Source organism: Streptomyces griseorubiginosus, assembly GCF_001514195.1.
GTDB lineage: Bacteria > Actinomycetota > Actinomycetes > Streptomycetales > Streptomycetaceae > Streptomyces > Streptomyces griseorubiginosus.
On sequence record NZ_KQ948745.1, the window covers coordinates 263,434 to 281,342 of the forward strand.

Annotated in this window: 12 protein-coding genes; 5 read left to right on the forward strand and 7 right to left on the reverse strand. The window is 71.0% G+C overall.

Annotation, left to right across the window (positions count from 1 at the left end; genetic code table 11):
• Positions 1–317 precede the first annotated feature (317 nt).
• Positions 318–1,073 (reverse strand): GOLPH3/VPS74 family protein, encoded by a 756-nt coding sequence (locus tag AQJ54_RS37900; protein ID WP_028809655.1) that lies wholly within the window; start codon positions 1,071–1,073, stop codon positions 318–320.
• A gap of 235 nt (positions 1,074–1,308) precedes the next feature.
• Here AQJ54_RS37900 and AQJ54_RS37905 point away from each other — a divergent pair, with 235 nt between their 5' ends.
• Together AQJ54_RS37905 and AQJ54_RS37910 are read left to right on the forward strand one after the other, a co-directional pair.
• Entirely contained in the window at positions 1,309–3,735 is a 2,427-nt protein-coding gene (locus AQJ54_RS37905; protein WP_062245605.1) for a D-alanyl-D-alanine carboxypeptidase, read from the forward strand.
• A gap of 155 nt (positions 3,736–3,890) precedes the next feature.
• Positions 3,891–5,738: an MFS transporter gene (locus tag AQJ54_RS37910; RefSeq protein ID WP_062245526.1), complete on the forward strand. Its 1,848-nt coding sequence runs from the start codon at positions 3,891–3,893 to the stop codon at positions 5,736–5,738.
• A 58-nt stretch (positions 5,739–5,796) separates the two neighbouring features.
• Here the strand turns inward: AQJ54_RS37910 and AQJ54_RS37915 are convergent, their stop codons facing one another.
• Positions 5,797–6,624 carry a hypothetical protein gene (locus AQJ54_RS37915; RefSeq protein ID WP_107121222.1) on the reverse strand — a complete coding sequence of 276 codons (828 nt, stop codon included), beginning with the start codon at positions 6,622–6,624 and terminating at the stop codon, positions 5,797–5,799.
• A gap of 118 nt (positions 6,625–6,742) precedes the next feature.
• On the opposite strand from AQJ54_RS37915, the gene AQJ54_RS37920 reads away from it, so the two are divergent.
• Together AQJ54_RS37920 and AQJ54_RS37925 are read left to right on the forward strand one after the other, a co-directional pair.
• Positions 6,743–7,531, forward strand: a complete 789-nt coding sequence (locus AQJ54_RS37920) for an SDR family oxidoreductase (RefSeq protein WP_062030209.1) — start codon at positions 6,743–6,745, stop codon at positions 7,529–7,531.
• A 125-nt stretch (positions 7,532–7,656) separates the two neighbouring features.
• Positions 7,657–9,237, forward strand: a complete 1,581-nt coding sequence (locus AQJ54_RS37925; RefSeq protein ID WP_062030211.1) for a sodium:solute symporter family protein — start codon at positions 7,657–7,659, stop codon at positions 9,235–9,237.
• Between the two features lie 71 nt (positions 9,238–9,308).
• On the opposite strand, the gene AQJ54_RS37930 is transcribed toward AQJ54_RS37925, so the two are convergent.
• Positions 9,309–10,427, reverse strand: coding sequence for an ADP-ribosylglycohydrolase family protein (locus tag AQJ54_RS37930; protein WP_062030213.1), 1,119 nt, complete (start codon positions 10,425–10,427; stop codon positions 9,309–9,311).
• Positions 10,428–10,538: 111 nt separating this feature from the next.
• A complete protein-coding gene (locus tag AQJ54_RS37935; protein WP_248845518.1) occupies positions 10,539–13,091 on the reverse strand; it encodes a tetratricopeptide repeat protein in 2,553 nt (850 codons plus the stop codon).
• Between the two features lie 60 nt (positions 13,092–13,151).
• On the opposite strand from AQJ54_RS37935, the gene AQJ54_RS37940 reads away from it, so the two are divergent.
• The gene (locus AQJ54_RS37940) at positions 13,152–13,658 is read left to right on the forward strand and encodes a DUF2165 domain-containing protein (RefSeq protein WP_062030217.1); all 507 of its coding nucleotides are present in this window, start codon (positions 13,152–13,154) and stop codon (positions 13,656–13,658) included.
• Here AQJ54_RS37940 and AQJ54_RS37945 read toward each other — a convergent pair.
• The 3 genes from AQJ54_RS37945 to AQJ54_RS37955 form a co-directional block, all read right to left on the reverse strand.
• Positions 13,651–14,211 carry a L,D-transpeptidase gene (locus tag AQJ54_RS37945; protein ID WP_062245531.1) on the reverse strand — a complete coding sequence of 187 codons (561 nt, stop codon included), beginning with the start codon at positions 14,209–14,211 and terminating at the stop codon, positions 13,651–13,653. The genes AQJ54_RS37940 and AQJ54_RS37945 overlap by 8 nt on opposite strands.
• Positions 14,212–14,280: 69 nt before the next feature.
• Positions 14,281–16,893 carry a bifunctional FO biosynthesis protein CofGH gene (locus tag AQJ54_RS37950; protein WP_062245534.1) on the reverse strand — a complete coding sequence of 871 codons (2,613 nt, stop codon included), beginning with the start codon at positions 16,891–16,893 and terminating at the stop codon, positions 14,281–14,283.
• A gap of 58 nt (positions 16,894–16,951) precedes the next feature.
• The gene (locus AQJ54_RS37955; RefSeq protein ID WP_062245535.1) at positions 16,952–17,794 is read right to left on the reverse strand and encodes an LLM class F420-dependent oxidoreductase; all 843 of its coding nucleotides are present in this window, start codon (positions 17,792–17,794) and stop codon (positions 16,952–16,954) included.
• Between the last annotated feature and the right edge of the window lie 115 nt (positions 17,795–17,909).

The window sequence follows — 17,909 nt, forward strand, 5'->3', positions numbered from 1 at the left end:
GTTGAGCAGACTGCCACCAAGGTGCTTATTACCGCTGGGAAACGGCGGATATGCGCCGCGTGCACGACAGTTGGGAACGACCAGGTGGGACCTGGTGGCCAACTGGGCCCGGACATGCGGCCGCGCGGGGCGACGGAACCGTCCGACGCCCGGTGTACGGACGTACGTACGGCCCCGTCGCCCCGCGCGGACCTGCGGCTCCCGAACCGGTCTCATGGGGACTGACGGTGCGGCGCTGTGGCGGTGCGGGTGGTACGGGTCGTGCGGGTGGTACGGGTCGTGCCGGTGGTGCTGTTCCGGTGCCGTGGGACTGCGGCTCAGTGGGCCACGGCGCGCGCCATCGGTCCTCGGCGCGGTTGCATCGGAACACCACGAGCGGGTTCCGGCGCGGGCCTGGCCCCGGGTGCGGCCTGCCGGCCGGCCGGTGCCGGGTTACGGCGTGGCTGTGCGCCCACGCCGTTCTGGACGTCCATCACGGCGTGCGCGACGAGACCGCCCATGGGGTCGTGCCTGATCAGATCCCGCAGCCGGGAGCGGGACGAGCGTCCCTCGTTGCCCGGATACAGGTGCTTGCCGAGGCCGACCGCGTGTGCCAGGGCGGCGAGCGCGGCGGTCCGCGGGTCCGGCGGTACGCCGGTGCGGATCGCCGAGTCCAGTCGGGCCTTGATCTCCCGGCTGATCTCGTTGTCCGTCGCCTGGTAGCGAGTCGTCGGCAGCACTCCGCACATCTGGCCCGCCACGGCATGCACCATGCCGCACCGCTCCAGATGCGAGAGGTAGGTCTGGCGGAGCCCGAGACGCGGCCCGCCGATCCAGTTCACTGCCCGCACGGGAGCGCCACGCCTTCGCAGCAACTCCAACGCGCAGTCCAAAGTCGGATCTCCAGTCGGCCGTGGTACCACCACGGCGATACGATCCCCGTCTGGGGCTATCCGTCCGGCCAGCGCCAGCTCCACTAGCTGTGCTCCGGCCAGACCGAGGTCGAGCGACTGCGGCTGTGCGGTGGTACCCGTGGTCGGGTCCAACGCCAGCAGCAGAAGCTCCTCCGGAATAGTTCTGCGGCTCCTGCCCATCCATGCCTCCCCGCGTGGATGTACGACAGGGTGACCCCTCTCACATTGGTCTGTCGAGGGTGCGTGACCTGTTTGTAGTGGAACCGGTAGGTATGTCGTTCTCGTCTACCGGCTTGGGCAGGGCCACACACAGGACACTGGTACATGGTTCGGACAGCGTGGTGTGGCGGCTGCCCGGGCGGCGAATCAACGGTTCGGCAGACGCACGGTGACGGATACCGATCACGTGCGGCAGATGGAGGAGGCATCGGTGGCGGGCGAGTCCCCCGACAGGTCGAAGCAGCGCGAGTCGTCGGGAGAACCGACGCCGGGGAGCGCGAGTCCGGTTCCCGAGGCGAGGAGTTCCTCACCCGACCCCAGGCTCGCGGTGGCCCGGGAGTCCGTCTCCCTCGGCGGCGTCGACACCGCCACGAGGATCTTCTCGGTACGGGACCTCCCGAAGGCCTCCGAGGAGGCCGAGGAGAGCCCCGCAGAGGCCGAGGAGGCCGAGGAGAGCCCCGCAGAGCCGGAATCGACGCCTGAGGCCCCCGAGCCCACGGACGAGGCCCCCGAGGCGACGGAGAAGCCGTCTGAGGCCGCGGACACCGCGCCGGACGCCGAGGAGGCCTCCAGGGACGGCGACGAGCGCCTCCGGGAGGCGGTGGCGAAGTGGGTCACGAAGACCGACGGCGGCACCAAGCCCGAGCCGGCCGCCGCCGAAGCGAAGGACGACGCACCGGCACCGGAGACCGAGACGCCCCCAGCGGACGAGGAGCACGATCTCGACACCGACGAGCCCGACTCCCCAGGGGCGCGGGGAACTGCGCGACCGGCCCCCACCGGCGACCGGGCGGCCGCAGCCGACGAAGAGCACGATCTCGACTCCGACGAGCCCGACTCCCCAGGGGCGCGGGGAACTGCGCGACCGGCCCCCACCGACCCGCAGCCGGACGACGACGACCAGACGGCCGCAGCGGACGAGGCGCATGATCTCGACTCCGACGAACCCGACTCCCCAGGGGCGCGGGGAACTGCGCGACCGGCCCCCACCGACCCGCAGACGGACGACGACGACCAGGCCCCCGAGACCGACGCCGACGGCCAGGACGACGCCGCACCGGAGGACGAAGAGCCGCCCGTCGATCAGCCCACCGCCGTCTTCAAGGCCCCCCGGCCCCCCGTCGACCAGCCCACCACCATGCTCAAGCTCGGGAAGCCGGCACCCGAAACCAAGCCCGAGCCGAAGCCGGAACCCAAGCCGGACCCCAAGCCCCAGCCGGAGGCGGACGCCGAGCGGACCAGCAAGTTCGTCGCGCTGAAGCCCCTCGACGAACCCCGGCCGAAGCCCGAGGTGACCGCCGCCGTCCCCCAGGTCGGCCCCGAGCGCACCACCCAGCAGCCGCTGCCGCCGAAGCCCCCGCTGGACCTGCTGGCCGAGCTGACCAACACCCCGCCGCCCCCGCCCAGCCCCCTCCGCACCGTCGCCCGCCGCGTCAAGATCTGGACGCCCCTCGTCCTGCTCCTGATCGTCGCGTTTGCGATCGCGCAGTCCATGCGTCCTCTCCCGAGCCCCACGCTCGCCCTCACCGCCGAGGACTCGTACACCTTCGACGGCGGCAAGGTCTCCCTCCCGTGGCCCACCCAGGGCCAGGGCTGGATGGACGTCAACGGCATCGGCACGATGAGCGACTTCGGCAAGCAGACCCCCGTCGCGATCGGTTCCGTGGCCAAGGCCATGACCGCCTACATCGTGCTGAAGGACCACCCCCTCAAGTCCGGCGAGGAAGGCGCGAAGATCAAGGTCGACGCGCTCGCCGAGAAGGAGGGCGGCTACAACAAGCAGGGCGAGTCCACCCTCAACACCGTGAAGGAGGGCGACGTCCTCACCGAGCGCCAGGCCATCGCGGCGATCATGATCCCCTCGGCGAACAACATCGCCCGCCTGCTCGCCCGCTGGGACGCCGGTTCCGAGGCCGCGTTCATCAAGAAGATGAACGACACCGCCAAGGAACTCGGCATGAAGAACACCACGTACACCGACGCCTCGGGCCTGAAGGAGACCACCGTCTCCAGCGCCGAGGACCAGGTGAAGCTGGGGAACGAACTGGTGAAGATCCCGGCCCTGATGGAGATCACCTCCATGGGACAGTGGATCGATCCGTCCGGACAGAAGTGGTACAACTACAACTATCTGGTCCCCTACACCGGTATCGGCATCAAGACGGGCACCACCAGCGCCGCCGGCGGCAACCTCCTCTTCGCGGCGCGCAAGAAGGTCGACGGCGAGACCGTCACGGTCGTCGGCGCGATCCTCGGCCAGCACAAGGCGCCGATCATCAAGACCGTCAACGACGTCAGCAAGGTGGCGCTGCTCGCCGCGGAGGACCAGCTGAAGTCCGCGAAGATCCTCAAGAAGGGCGACGTCGTCGGGTACGTCGACGACGGGCTCGGCGGGCACACCCCGGTCGTGCTGACCAAGGACGTCACCGCCGTCGGCTGGTCCGGGTTCAAGGTGAAGCTGTCCTTCGCCGCCGACGACGTACCGCACACCGCGAAGGCCGGCACCAAGGTCGGCACCCTCACCGTCGGTGACGGCGAGGGCGGCGCGGTCAAGGTCCCGGTCACCCTTCAGAAGGATCTGACCGAACCCGGCTTCACCGACAAGCTGACCCGCGTCAGCTGACCCGGAAACGGGCCGGACGCACCCTCTCGGCCCGTCGGCCGGACCCCGCCCGGGTTCCGGTCGGCGGGCCGCGTGCTAGCGTCACGAAACGGGGCGGGTCGCCGCTGGGACGCGGCCGGGAAATGAAGACGGGACACCACGGGGAGTGCCTTCAGGTGGCCACTGCGGAGCCGACACGCGCCGACGAGACCGACCCGGGCCCGGGTACCGGCCCGCGAATACACGTACCCGCGGAGCCCGGCACCGGCAGGCCGCCCGGGGACGACGGGGCGGGCCGCGCCAGGGCGGCCTTCCACGCGCTGCGCGAGCGGCTGCTGCGTCACCCCGTCCTCTCCGTCACCGCGCTCTCCGGCATCCTCCACATCGTCTGGTTCTTCACGTTCGCGAACAGTGGCGGCGATCTCGCGGCGCAGGACGCCTGGGCCGAGTTCGTCGGCCGGCACCCTGACTCCGCGTACAACCTGGCCTGGTACGGCGGCATGCACCCGGTGTCGTACAGCATCGTCTCGCCGTACCTGATGTCGGTCCTCGGCGTCCGTACGACGATGATGCTGGCCGGGACCGTCTCGGCCGGGCTGCTCACCCTGATCCTCATCCGCAGCCGCTCGGTGCGGAACCCGCTGTGGGCCTCCCTCGCGGGCGTCTACGCCTTCCTGTGCAACGCGGCCTCGGGCCGGGTGACCTTCGGCCTCGGCACCGTCTTCGCGCTCGGCGCGGTCGCCGTCGTCTTCTGCTGGCCGCACCGCTGGCGCCACAAACGCGGGGCCAAGGCCGCCTGCGCGGCCACGCTGGCCGCCCTCGCGACCATGGCGTCCCCGGTCGCCGGGCTGTTCGTGGGCCTGGTGGCGGTGGCCCTGTTCCTCCAGAAACGGCGGCCCGGCGCCTGGGCTCTGGGCATCGCGCCCACCGTGGTGGTCGCCCTGTCGGCCTGGCTCTTCCCGTTCTCCGGCACCCAGCCGATGAAGATCGCCTCGGTGCTGCTGCCCCTCGCCTACGGCGTGCTCGTGTACCTCCTCGTCCCCCGCGAGTGGACGACGGTCCGGATCACGGCCGGGGTCTACAGCCTCTCGGTCGTCCTGGTCTGGCTGGTGAGCTCCCAGATCGGCTCCAACATCTCGCGCCTGTCGATGCTGTTCGCGGGGGTCGCCCTGGCGGCGGCGCTGCCGTTCACGGTGCCGCGCAGCCGCAAGTGGTACGCCGTCGTCGTCGCCTTCACCGGCTTCACCGTCTGGATCGGCTTCAAGTCGGTGGACGACGTCGTCCATACGACCCCCACCGCGTCCTGGGCCCGTGAGCTGGCCCCCCTCGTCAACGAGCTCCAGGAGGTCGGCGCCGAGAAGGGCCGCGTCGAGGTCGTACCGGCCGCCTCCCACCGCGAGGCGTCCGCGCTCGCGCCGTACGTCAACCTCGCCCGGGGCTGGAACCGGCAGGCCGACATGGAGCGCAACCCGCTCTTCTACGACGACACCCTGAACTCCGCGAACTACCACGAGTGGCTCCAGCGGTGGGCCGTGCACTTCGTGGTCGTGCCGAAGGACGAGCCGGACGGGAGCGGGGGCGAGCGGGAGCGGGAGCTGGTCCAGCGCGGGATGCCGTATCTGAAGCAGATCTGGGGCGACGCGAACTGGCAGCTGTTCCGGGTCACCGACCCGGCGCCGCTGGCCTCCCCGAACACGGTGGTCGAGCGGGCGGCGCAGGGTGAGATGACGATGCGGGTGCGCAAGGCGGGTCGCATCGTCATCCGGATCCCGTACTCGCCCTGGCTGTCGATCGTCGACGCGGACGGCAAGAAGGTGGAGCCGCCGCAGGAGACGGAGTCGTCCAAGGAGTCCGACGCCTCGCCGAAGGTGTTCGAGAACGTCAACGGGTGCCTGATGGAGACGGCGGAGGATGCGGACGGGGACAAGTGGACGATGTTGCTGGCGCCTCGGGCGGGGACGTATCGGTTGGCGGCGCCGTACACCGTTCCGCGCGGGACGCCTTGTCCTGATGAGTTGAAGTAGTCGGTTGACTGCGGGCCGGTGGGGGCTGGTCGCGCAGTTCCCCGCGCCCCTTAAAGGCCTACCTAAGCTGATCCACGTATTTGTCCGTGCCCGGAACGGTCGGAATGAAAGGCGCCAGCAGTTCGCGGCGGCCCATGCCCGGGTCTTCCAGGTCGGTGAAGTACGGGTCCCAGCACTCCCTCGGGTCCGTCTCCAGGAACCACAGGAGCGTCACTCGGGTGTCGACGCCCTCCACCTGCTTCACGTACGTCATGCGGTCGCCGGGGAGGGGTGTCGGGCGGAAGACCGTCACCATGGCCGCCGGGGAGCCCGCGAGTCGCTTCGGGAGGTGGCGGGAGAGGAGCCATTCCAGCAACTCCGGTCGCTGGTCCGGGGATTCGGCGTCGATGACCTCCAGGACCAGGCCCGCGTAGGGGTGGTCCAGGGCGTGGAAGTCCCTCGGGCCCGCCGCGCCGTCGCGGTAGACCGTCGCCTCGTGGTCCTGGAACGCCGTGAAGACGTGGGTGCGGTCGCGGTAGACGCGGGCGTCCCGGTTGAGGCGCTTGTTGATGGCGACCGTCCAGCGCATGTGGTCGTCGTAACGGCCGTCGGTGACCCAGTACGTGGAGAGGTAGCAGCCGGCCGTGACCGGCTGGGCCACCGCCGACTTCTCGGGTACGCGCAGGAGCTGGAGGTCCCGGGTGGCCACCCAGCGGCGGCCGGCGAACATCCAGGGCATGGCCATCGCGCCCGCGTAGAAGTGGTCGTCCTCGTACCAGCGGTTGTACGCGTACTCGTGGCCGGGATGCGGTTCGACCATGGTGATCAGGGCGTGGCCGGGGTGGACTCCGTAGGGGCCTACGGCGGCCAGTTCGGCGTACGTCTCGCTGCGGGTCTCTTCTGACATGGGACCTTCCCTCCTCCAGCGCTCGCCCATACTCTGACGCCCCGTCAGATATTGCGCCAGAGCCAGGAGCGGGCGGGAACCAGGCAGGGGCCGGACAGGAATCAGGGAGGCCGTCGGTATGTCACTTCTCTCCGGGAAGACCGTCGTGGTGTCGGGAGTCGGGGCCGGGCTCGGTCACCAGGTCGCCGCGGCCGTCGTACGGGACGGTGGGAACGCGGTGCTGGGCGCCCGTACCGAGGCGAACCTCGCGAAGAGCGCCGCCGAGATCGATCCGGACGGGGCGCACACCGCGTACCGCTCGACGGACATCACCGACGAGGAACAGTGCGTGGCGCTGGCCGAGTTGGCGGTGGAGCGGTTCGGGCGGCTGGACGCGGTGGTCCATGTGGCCGCGTGGGACAGCTACTTCGGGGGGCTTCAGGACGCGGACTTCGCGACCTGGCAGTCGGTCATCGACGTGAACCTGCTGGGGTCGCTGCGGATGACCAGGGCGTGCCTTCCGGGGCTGCGGGCGGCGGGCGGGGGGTCGGTGGTGTTCGTCGGGACGCAGTCGGCCGTGGCCGCCCCCTCGCAGGTGCGGCAGGCCGCGTACGCGGCGTCCAAAGGGGCGCTGACCAGCGCGATGTACTCGCTGGCGCGGGAGCTCGGGCCGGACCGGATCCGGGTCAACACCGTGCTGCCGGGCTGGATGTGGGGGCCGCCGGTGCAGGCCTACGTGCAGTTCACGGCCCATACGGAGAAGGTGCCGGAGGCGGAGGTGCTGGCGCGGCTGACCGAGCGGATGGCGCTGCCCGACCTCGCGACCGACGGGGACGTGGCGGACGCGACGGTGTTCCTGGCCTCGGACCGGGCGCGGGCGATCACCGGACAGTCATTGCTGGTCAACGCCGGGGAGCTGATGCGGTGAGTTCATGTAGATGAACACAGGCCATCATCTCGAATATTTTTACCTCCCCTTGACTCGACGTCAGCTTGTCGTGTCCACGCGGTGGCGCCCACGATGAGCGCTGGCTGATCCCTGGGAGGGCGCATATGAACGGTCTCGACTGGGCCGTGCTCATCGGCTATTTCGGTGTGATGGTGGCGATCGGCGTCTGGTCCCACAAACGCGTGGACGACGTCAGCGACTTCTTCACCGCCGGCGGCAAGATGCCGTGGTGGCTGTCCGGCATCTCGCACCACATGTCGGGCTACAGCGCGGTGATGTTCACCGGGTACGCGGGCATCGCCTACACCTACGGCGTCACCTCGTTCGTCACCTGGTCCTTCCCCATCGCACTCGGCATCGCCATCGGCTCGAAGCTGTTCGCGCCGCGGATCAACCGGCTGCGCTCCCGACTCCACGTGGCCTCCCCGCTGGAGTATCTGAAGAACCGCTACGACCTCAAGACCCAGCAGGCGCTCGCCTGGTCGGGCATGCTGCTGAAGATCGTGGACGTGGGCGCCAAGTGGGCCGCCATCGCGACCCTGTTGTCCGTCTTCACCGGCATCTCCCTCAACCAGGGCATCCTCATCACCGGCGGCATCACCGCCGTCTACTGCACGATCGGCGGTCTGTGGGCGGACGCGCTCACCGAGTTGGGCCAGTTCGTCATCCAACTCCTCGCCGGTGTCGCGATGTTCGTGGCCGTCGTCCTCAAACTCAACGACAAGGGCATCGGCTTCTTCGGCGCCTGGGACGAGCCGGAGCTCCAGGGTCACGGGGAGCCGCTGGTCGGGCCGTACGGCACGGTCTTCCTGCTCGCCTTCCTCTTCATCAAGCTCTTCGAGTACAACGGCGGCATGCTCAACCAGGCCCAGCGGTACATGGCCACGGCCAACGCGCACCAGGCCGAGCGCTCGGCGCGGCTGTCCGCGATCCTGTGGCTGGTGTGGCCCGTGGTCCTGTTCTTCCCCATGTGGATGTCACCGCTGCTGGTCGAGTCGCAGAAGCCGGACGGCTCGGACTCCTACGGCCTGATGACCGAACAGCTGCTCCCGCACGGCCTGTTGGGCCTGGTCATCGTCGGTTTCTTCTCGCACACGATGGCCATGTGCTCCTCCGACGCCAACGCCATCGCGGCCGTCTTCACCCGGGACGCGGCGCCGGTGCTCTCCAAGCGGGCCCGGACCTGGGGGCAGCGCTCGGGCCTGATCGCGGCGCGGGTGACCACGGTGGTCTTCCTCGCCCTGTCGATGGCGGTGGCGACTCAGGTCAACTCCCCCGCCTTCAAGGACATCATCACGGTGGTCATCAAGTGGGTCGCCGGTCTGATGGGCCCGATCGCCATCCCAATGATGCTGGGCCTGCTCCGCCCGTTCCGCCGCTCGGGACCGACCGCCGCGCTCACCAGCTGGTCGATGGGCCTGCTCGCCTTCTGGCTGGTCAACTACCCGATCAACTGGAACGTCGACGGCGGCGTCCCGCTCCAGTACCAGGTCTCGATCCCGCTGGCCGTCTCCCTGGCCCTCTACATCCTCATCGGCTTCATCAAGCCCGAGGACACCCCGGAGCGACTGGCGATCATCGAGAAGATCAACACGGACGGGGACGGTGACGGGGCGGCGGCCGCGGCCATCCCGGCTCCGGCGGGCGGGGTGGACGACGTGATCGGGACCGGCGTGAAGGACTGAGGTGCCGGTACGGCTGTCGCAGTCCTGAAGCCCCGGTCGAGGCGCCGCTGCACCGAGGTCCCGGTGCCGCTTCACGCCCTCGGGTAGCGGGCCAGCCACCCCGGGGACGCCCCCGACGGGCCGTGCAGGGCCGGGCCCTGGGTCATCTCCATCGCGAAGTCGTCGGCCAGCTCCAGCATCGTGGGACGGCCCTCCAGTTCGGCCAGCCAGGCCGGCGGGAGGGCCGTCTCGCCGTGCAGGGCGCCGAGCAGGCCGCCGGTGAGGGCACCGGCCGCGGCGGAGGGGCCGTCGTGGTTGACGGAGAGGCACAGACCGTGCCGTACGTCCTCCCCGACCAGCGCGCAGTACACGGCCGCCGACAGCAGCCCGTCCGCCGACCCGTCGGCGGCCAGCTCCTCCACCCGGGCCGGGGTGGGCATCCCCTGCCGTACGGCACCCAGCGCGTGCTGGAGCGCGTCCGACACGGGCTCGTGCCCGGGCCGCGCGGCCAGCAGCGCGAGCGCCCGCTGCACCGCCCCGTCCAGGCTGTCGCCGAGGGCGAGCGCGTGCACGATCACGGCGTACGCGCCCGCCGACAGATAGGCGACCGGATGACCGTGGGTCTGCGCCGCGCACTCCACCGCCAGCTGTACGACGAGCTGCGGCTCCCATCCGACGAGCAGCCCGAAGGGCGCGGACCGGGCGGTGGCCTCGGGCCCGAGTTCGCCCGGGTTCTTCGGGGACTCCAGCGTCCCCATGGTGTCGTCGCCGAACCCGATGAGCAGGGACCGGGTCGGGTCGCGGCGGGCGTACAGCCACTCCTCCCGGGCCAGCCAGCCGTCGTCCTTGCGCCGCTCGTCTGGCCCCCAGTCCCGTTGGGTGGCCGCCCAGCGCAGATACGCCCGGTGCAGGTCCGTGGGCGGATGCCAGGCACCGGTGTCCCGGCGCACCTGGGCGCGTATCAGCCCGTCCACGGTGAAGAGGCTGAGCTGGGTCAGATGAGTGACGGCACCGCGCCGGCCGTAGCCGACCCCGAGGTCCACGAGCCCCTCGGCGCCGTACGTCTCGCGGATCTCGTCCAGCCCGAGCGCGTCGACGGGAGCGCCCAGCGCGTCACCGACGGCCACCCCGAGCACCGTGCCGCGCACCCGGCTGCGAAAGTCCTGCTGCTCGGCACGCCCCCAGACGACGGCCCCGGCTGTCGCACCCACCAAGACCTCCCCGTGGCAACCGTCCGTATGTACGACGCCCTGCACTGTAATCGACGGGGGGTGCGGGGTTGAGGGGGCGAGGGCGTATGCGAGGTATGCGCAGGGCGAGATTCAGCCCGCGCCCCTGCGCACCCGGTCCCGTACCGCCCGTGCGTGCTCGTCGTCCGGGCTGAGCTCGCAGGCGCGGTCGGCGTCGGTGAGGGCCAGGTCCACGGAGCCGAGGGCGAGGTGGGATTCGGCCCGGCGGCACAGGGCCCAGGTGTAGGCGGGGTTGAGACGCAGGGCGCTGTCGAGGGCGGTGACGGCCTCCTCGTGGCGGCCGAGGGCGGCCAGGGCGGCGCCCCGGCTCGCGTGTGCGGAGGCGTAGTCCGGGTCGAGGGCGAGGACGTGGTCGTAGTCGCGGAGGGCCTCCTCGACCCGGCCGGCGTTGCGGAGGGCGTCGCCGCGTTCGCAGCGGCCCCAGGGCCAGTCGGGCTGGAGGGCCACGGCTCGATCCAGGTCGGCCAGTCGGCGGGCGGAATCGCCGAGGCCGCGCCAGACGCGGGCGCGGCGGACCAGGGCCCAGACGTAGTCGGGGTTCAGCTCCAGCGAGCGGTCCAGGTCGGCGCGCGCGGCCCGGAGGTCGCCCCGGGTCAGGTGGAGGGCGCCCCGGGAGGCCCAGGCGAAGTGGTGGGCGGGGTCCAGTGCGATGCCCCGGTCCAGATCCCGGAGCGCCGCGTCGTCGTGGCGCAGCGCCCGGTGGAACTCACCGCGCACCGAGTGGGCGGAGGGGCTGCCCGGTTCGAGGGCGAGGGCCCGGTCGAGGTCGCCGATCGCGGCCTCGTAGTCGTGGAGCTCCCCCCGGACGTAGGCGCGACCGCGGTGGGCACGGGCGAGGTCGGGGAGGGGGGCGGCGGGTCCGCCTCCGGGTGCGCTCGGGGTCTCCTCTCCGAGCGCCTCTCCCAGGTCGACGGCCAGGTCGTACTCGCGCAGGGCCTCCTCCAGTGCTCCGAGGCGGCGGAGGGCGGTGGCGCGTACCACTCGGGTGTGTACCTGGGCGGGTTCGTCGAGGTCGGCGTGGGACAGCAGTCGGGCGAGCGCCGTGGGCACGCCGCCCTCGGTGAGGGTGCGGGACAGTTCGCTCCCCCACCGGGACACCGGCTGCGTGTCGCCGTCCCGGCCCGCGTCCAGCAGGACCCGTGCCCATCGGGCGGCGGTGGCGTCGTCGGTGCCGCAGGCGTCCGTGAAGTCCCGCAGCACGTCGGGCAGGGCGTCCGGGTCCTGGGCGCACAGCAGGTGGTAGGACTCGGCGAGCCGCAGCTCCCGCCACCTCTCGTCCGCCCACCGGTCGAACTCCTCGCGGCCGGTTTCGTACTCCGCCCGCCATGCGCCGAACTTCCGTGCCAGGCGCCGGTGTTGCTCTGCCCAGCCGCGGGGTGAGCGGCTCCGCTGCATCCGCAGCATCGCCTCCCGGACCAGGTCGTGGTAGCGGAGCCGGTCGCCGCGGTCGACCACGAACGGCAGGGCCCGCAGCCAGGCGAAGAGCGCGTCGGCCTCCCGGTCGTCGCAGTCGACGGCCGCCCGGAACACGTCCAGGTCCAGCTGGCGGGGCAGCGCGCACGCCAGGGCCGCGGACCGCCGTACGGGATCCTGCTCCCACCTCAGGAAGCGTTCCACGGCCGTGGCGCTGGGGTCGCCGATGTCGTCGGGGTCGGTGGGGCGTTGCTCGGCGAGGGTGGAGACGAGGACGGGCAGGCCGCCCGTGAGACGCAGGACCTCCTCGACGACCGGCTCGGCGACGACTCCCTTGGCCGCCAGCAGTCCCCGTGCCTCCGCTTCCGTGAACGGCCCGAGCGGGACGTCGGTCATGAAGTCGGCGAAGGCACCCCAGCGGGCGGTGTCGAAGGGGCGTTGGCCGGCCGTCACCACGACGACGGTCGCCGGAAGGGTGCCGTGGCGGTCGCCGGTCATCGTCTCGTGCAGCCAGCCGTCGAGGAACGGGCCGGTGCGCTCGTAGGTGTCGAAGAAGAGGACGATCCAGGGGGCGGTGGCCGCCGCGTCGGTGAGTTCCCTCAGCAGGACCGGGGTGAGCACCCGCTCGGGGTGCAGGACCAGCTGGACGTCCTCCTGGGTGCGCAGTCGAGCGCTGAGTCCGGCCCGCAACCGGTCGGCGCCCTGCGCCAGTTGCCCCGCGTCCAGGACACCGGCGAAGGCTCCCACGCCCGGCACCATCCCCAGCCCGACCAGGCCTGCCCGCGCGACGGCCAGACTGCCCGCGGACGGGCCTCCGTCCTCCGTGTCGAGCGTGGCGAGGGCGGCCGCCTCCGCCTCGTGCCGGCGCTCCCGGTGCGCGGCGAGGAGGCGGTCGAGTTCCTTGAAACGGGCTCCCTGGGCGCCGAGTTGGCGGATGATCGCGGCCATCGCCTCCGGCAGACTGTCGACACTCTCATCGACGTAGGCCGTCAACGCACCTTTCTCCCGTGCGAGTTGCTCCAGCTCCCTGACGAGAAAGGTCTTCCCGACACCGGCGTTGCCGTGCACGTGGAAGAGGAAGCGGTGCCGCTCGTCCTCGGGCGGAAGGTCGAAGTTGGTCCGAAATGCGGCCCGTTCACCACCCCGCCCGACGAACCCGGCCCGCCTGCGCTGGGCGATCAGCTCCTGCATCGACACCCGTGCCCTGGTCATGTCGGCCATTCTGGCCCACGTTGTGGATCACACCGACGGCCTACGGGGAAGATGGCCCCCATGGCATCGACACCCCCACGCACCCCCCGCACCGCACTCCACCTCTCCGCCGCCCTCCTCACCGCGAGCGTCGCGCTGTACATAGCGCTCGTCTCGTTCGGGAACATCACGGACTTCGGGACGAATCAGGCGTTCGTGCAGCACGTTCTCGCGATGGACACGACGTTCAAGGACGACGATCTGATGTGGAGAGCCGTCACCAGCAAGGGACTTCAGAACACCGCGTATGTCGCGATCATCGTCTGGGAGACGCTCGCCGCGCTCGTGCTGATCTACGGCACGTATCTGTGGGTGCGCCGGGACGACCAGGCCGCCCGGCGGTTCTCCACCTACGGGCTGCTCATGCTGATGGTGCTGTTCGGCGCCGGGTTCATCGCGATCGGCGGCGAGTGGTTCTCCATGTGGCAGTCGGACACCTGGAACGGACTGGACGCGGCCCTGCGGGTCTTCGTGTTCAGCGGAATCACGCTACTGGTGGTCAACCTGCCCGACCGCAGCGCTAGTTGACGACGACGACCTTCGTCCCCGTCTCGCCGAACGTCCACAGGGCCGAGCCGTCCGCCGTCTTCATGCGGATGCCCCCGGTCTGTGCTCCGTCGGCCGGCGGGGGCGAGGAGCCGTCCACCGCGTTGGAGAAGGCGACGTTGACGCCGTTCACCATGGTGAAGTAGACGATGTGCTCGATCCGTACGCCGTCCGAACCGGTCCTCGGTTCACCCCGGCGCAGCGAGACGGAGTAGGTGCCGGGGGCCGGGTCGACGGTCCCCGGCCACACCGCGAACGAGCGCCGGGCCGCGTCGCTCGCGTCGACCAGCCACACCCGCTTCTCGCCCAGCGAGTAGACGATCCGGCGGCCGGTGCCGGAGGCGTCCGGGACCGCGGTCGCGGTCGGCTCGGGCCGGGCGGACGGGCTCGGGGACGCCGACACACTCGGCCTGCTGGTGAGGGCCACGCTCGGCTTGGTTCCCTTGTCGGCCTGTACGGCCAGGACGACGACAGCGGCGACCGCCCCCACGGTCAGACCCGTCACCCAGACCTTCGGGGCTGGCACGGCACGCATCTCCTCGGCTAAGGATCCCCGTCGAACGGGGGTCGGATCATCGTACCGGCCCCCGGCCGACTCCCTTTCTCAGTCCAGCACCGGCAGGAGTTCCGGCAGGTGGCCGTCGGAGGCCTGGGCCGCCTTCTGCCGCTCCTCGGACACCTGGCCGTAGAGGGTGGTGCGGGGACGTGCGGGACGTCCGGCCGCGTCCGCGACCGCGATCAGGTCCTTGACCGACTTGTACGAGCCGTACGACGAGCCCGCCATCCGGGAGATCGTCTCCTCCATCAGGGTGCCGCCGAGGTCGTTGGCGCCGGAGCGGAGCATCTCCGCCGCGCCCTCGGTGCCGAGCTTGACCCAGCTGGTCTGGATGTTGGGGATGTGGGGGTGCAGGAGCAGACGGGCCATCGCGGTGACGGCCCGGTTGTCGCGCATCGTGGGACCGGGGCGGGCGATCCCGGCCAGGTAGACGGGGGCGTTGGTGTGGATGAAGGGCAGGGTGACGAACTCCGTGAAGCCGCCGGTGCGTTGCTGGATGGCGGCCAGGGTGCGCAGGTGGCCCAGCCAGTGGCGGGGCTGGTCGACATGGCCGTACATCATCGTCGAGGAGGAGCGGATGCCGACCTGGTGCGCGGTCTCGATCACCTCGATCCAGGTCGCCGTGGGCAGCTTGCCCTTGGTGAGGATCCAGCGGACCTCGTCGTCGAGGATCTCGGCGGCGGTGCCGGGTATGGAGTCCAGGCCGGCCTCCTTCGCCGCGGTCAGCCACTCGCGGATCGACAGTCCGGTGCGGGTGGCGCCGTTGACGACCTCCATCGGGGAGAAGGCGTGCACGTGCATGCCGGGGACGCGTTCCTTGACGGCCTTGGCGATGTCGAAGTAGGCGGTGCCGGGCAGGTCGGGGTGGATGCCGCCCTGCATGCACACCTCCACCGCGCCCACCTCCCAGGCCTGCTGGGCACGGTCGGCGACCTGTTCCAGGGAGAGGGTGTAGGCGTCGGCGTCGGTGCGGCGCTGGGCGAAGGCGCAGAAACGGCAGCCGGTGTAGCAGACGTTGGTGAAGTTGATGTTCCGGGTCACGATGTACGTGACGTCGTCCCCGACCACCGACTTGCGTACGTCGTCGGCGATCCGGGTCAGCGCGTCCAGGGCGGGGCCGTCCGCGTGCAGCAGGGCGAGGGCCTCGGCGTCGGTGAGCTTGGTGGGGTCGTCGGCCGCTGTCCGCAGCGCGTCCCGGACATCGGTGTCGATGCGCTCGGGGACCATGCCGGGGGCGGCGGCCTCGCGCAGGGCGCCCCAGTCGCCGTAGACCTCGTCGAAGTCGTCGCGGCGGTCCGACGTACGGCCCTCGGTGTCGATCGTGGCGTGCAGGTCCGTGCGGCCGGAGGGGACGAAGACCTCCTCCGGCTCCTGCCACGGCAGCCCTTGCGGGAGGGTGTCGGGGCGGGCGAGGCCGGTGGCGGGGTCGGCGAGGGCCGCCACGTGCGGGCGCAGCCTCGGATCCAGCCACGGTTCGCCGCGCTGCACGAACTCCGGGTAGACGCACAGCCGTTCACGCAGCTCGAAGCCGGCCGCGCGGGAGCGCTCGGTGAGTTCCTCGATCTGCGGCCAGGGGCGTTCGGGGTTGACGTGGTCGATGGTGAGCGGGCTGACGCCGCCCCAGTCGTCGATGCCCGCCGCGAGCAGCCGTTCGTACTCGCCCTCGACCAGGTTCGGCGGGGCCTGGATGTTGGCCGCCGGGCCCATGATCAGACGGGCGACGGCGACCGCGGCGACGAGTTCGTCCAGCTCCGCGTCCGGCATGCCGCGCATCGCGGTGTCCGGCTTGGCGCGGAAGTTCTGGATGATCAGCTCCTGGACGCTGTGGTACGAGCGCGCCACGCGCCGCAGCGCGAACAGGGACTCGGCGCGCTCCTCGTAGTTCTCCCCGATCCCGATGAGGATCCCGGAGGTGAAGGGGACGGAGGAGCGGCCCGCGTCCTCCAGGACGCGCAGCCGCACGGCCGGTTCCTTGTCCGGGGAGCCGTAGTGCGGGCCGCCGGGCTCGGACCACAGCCGGGTCGCCGTCGTCTCCAGCATCATGCCCATCGACGGCGCGACCGGCTTGAGCCGCTGGAAGTCCGTCCAGGACAGCACGCCGGGGTTGAGGTGGGGCAGGAGTCCGGTCTCTTCCAGGATGCGGATGGAGATGGCCCGGACGTAGGCGATGGTGTCGTCGTAGCCGTGCGCGTCCAGCCACTCGCGCGCTTCCGGCCAGCGGTCCTCGGGCTTGTCGCCCAGGGTGATCAGGGCTTCCTTGCAGCCCAGCGCGGCACCCTTGCGGGCGATGTCCAGGACCTCGTCCGGGGACATGAACATGCCGTGACCGGCCCGGCGGAGCTTGCCGGGCACGGTCACGAAGGTGCAGTAGTGGCACTTGTCCCGGCACAGCCGGGTCAGCGGGATGAAGACGCTCTTCGAGTAGGTGATGACACCGGGGCGGCCGGCCTGTTCGAGTCCGGCGTCCCGCACCCGGGCCGCGGACGCGGTGAGGTCGGTGAGGGCCTCGCCGCGCGCTTGCAGCAGGACCGCTGCCTCGCTCACGTCGAGGGCGACGCCGTCCCGGGCCCGTTTGAGGGCGCGACGCATGGAGTTCTCGGTGGGGCCGGTTCCGCTGGGGCGGTCGGTGGGGCCGGTTCCGGAGGTCGCGGAGGTCGTCATCCTTCGAGCATACGAGCGGTGTGATCAGGGCAGAGGGGCTGCCTTGAGGTGGGCGACGTCACACCTGACCACCGTCACCGCCGACATACCGGGCATACTCGTCCAGCGCCTTCAGGACCTCCCCCTCGCCCGCCGGGGGCAGCTGCACCACGACCTCCTCGATGCCGAGGTCGGCGTAGTGGGCGAGCTTGCCCGGGTTCGGGAAGACGGCGTACGGGACGACCTGGAGGGCGTTCGGGTCGCGGCCCGCGTCGGACCAGGCGGCGCGCAGCACGGGCAGGGACTCGGAGAGGCCGCGTCCGCCGATGGGCAGCCAGCCGTCGGCGTACTCGACGATGTGGGAGAACAGCTTGGGCCCTGCCGCACCGCCCACGAGGGTCCTGCGCTGGACCGGCTTGGGGAAGGCGTGGCTGGCCCGGACGCTCCCGAACTCGCCCTCGTAGGCGGTGGGTTCGTCCGCCCACAGGGCCTGCATGAGCGCCATGCGGTCGCGGACGAGTTCCCTGCGCGTGCTCCACTCGACGCCGTGGTCGTCGGCTTCCTCGACGTTCCAGCCGAAGCCGAGGCCGAGGGTGAACCGGCCGCCGCTGAGGTGGTCCAGGGTCGCGATCTGCTTGGCGAGGTCGATCGGGTCGTGCTGGGCGACGAGCGTGATGCCGGTGCCGAGGCCGAGCGACTCGGTGACGGCGGCGGCCTGGCCGAGCGCGACGAAGGGGTCGAGGGTACGGCCGTACTCGCGCGGGAGTTCGCCGCCCGCGGGGTACGGGGTGACCCGCTCGACGGGGATGTGGGTGTGCTCGGGCAGGTAGAGCCCGGCGAAGCCCCGCGCCTCCAGCTCACGGGCGAGCCGGGTCGGGGTGATGGTCTCGTCGGTGAGGAAGATGGTCACGGAGATTCGCATGATGCATCTCTACCGGGCTGGGGCGGGGATGTCCATACCGACTGGTCGGCATCATGGGGATGCGGGCGGGCTGTAGGCCATCTGTCGGTGCTGTTGTCGGAGCTGTAGGTGCGCT

Bases quoted from the DNA above. Each gene is read 5' to 3' on its own strand.
- AQJ54_RS37900 (WP_028809655.1), bottom strand. From the start codon at position 1,073: ATGGGCAGGAGCCGCAGAACTATTCCGGAGGAGCTTCTGCTGCTGGCG.
- AQJ54_RS37905 (WP_062245605.1), top strand. From the start codon at position 1,309: ATGGAGGAGGCATCGGTGGCGGGCGAGTCCCCCGACAGGTCGAAGCAG.
- AQJ54_RS37915 (WP_107121222.1), bottom strand. From the start codon at position 6,624: ATGTCAGAAGAGACCCGCAGCGAGACGTACGCCGAACTGGCCGCCGTA.
- AQJ54_RS37920 (WP_062030209.1), top strand. From the start codon at position 6,743: ATGTCACTTCTCTCCGGGAAGACCGTCGTGGTGTCGGGAGTCGGGGCC.
- AQJ54_RS37925 (WP_062030211.1), top strand. From the start codon at position 7,657: ATGAACGGTCTCGACTGGGCCGTGCTCATCGGCTATTTCGGTGTGATG.
- AQJ54_RS37935 (WP_248845518.1), bottom strand. From the start codon at position 13,091: ATGACCAGGGCACGGGTGTCGATGCAGGAGCTGATCGCCCAGCGCAGG.
- AQJ54_RS37940 (WP_062030217.1), top strand. From the start codon at position 13,152: ATGGCATCGACACCCCCACGCACCCCCCGCACCGCACTCCACCTCTCC.
- AQJ54_RS37945 (WP_062245531.1), bottom strand. From the start codon at position 14,211: ATGCGTGCCGTGCCAGCCCCGAAGGTCTGGGTGACGGGTCTGACCGTG.
- AQJ54_RS37950 (WP_062245534.1), bottom strand. From the start codon at position 16,893: ATGACGACCTCCGCGACCTCCGGAACCGGCCCCACCGACCGCCCCAGC.
- AQJ54_RS37955 (WP_062245535.1), bottom strand. From the start codon at position 17,794: ATGCGAATCTCCGTGACCATCTTCCTCACCGACGAGACCATCACCCCG.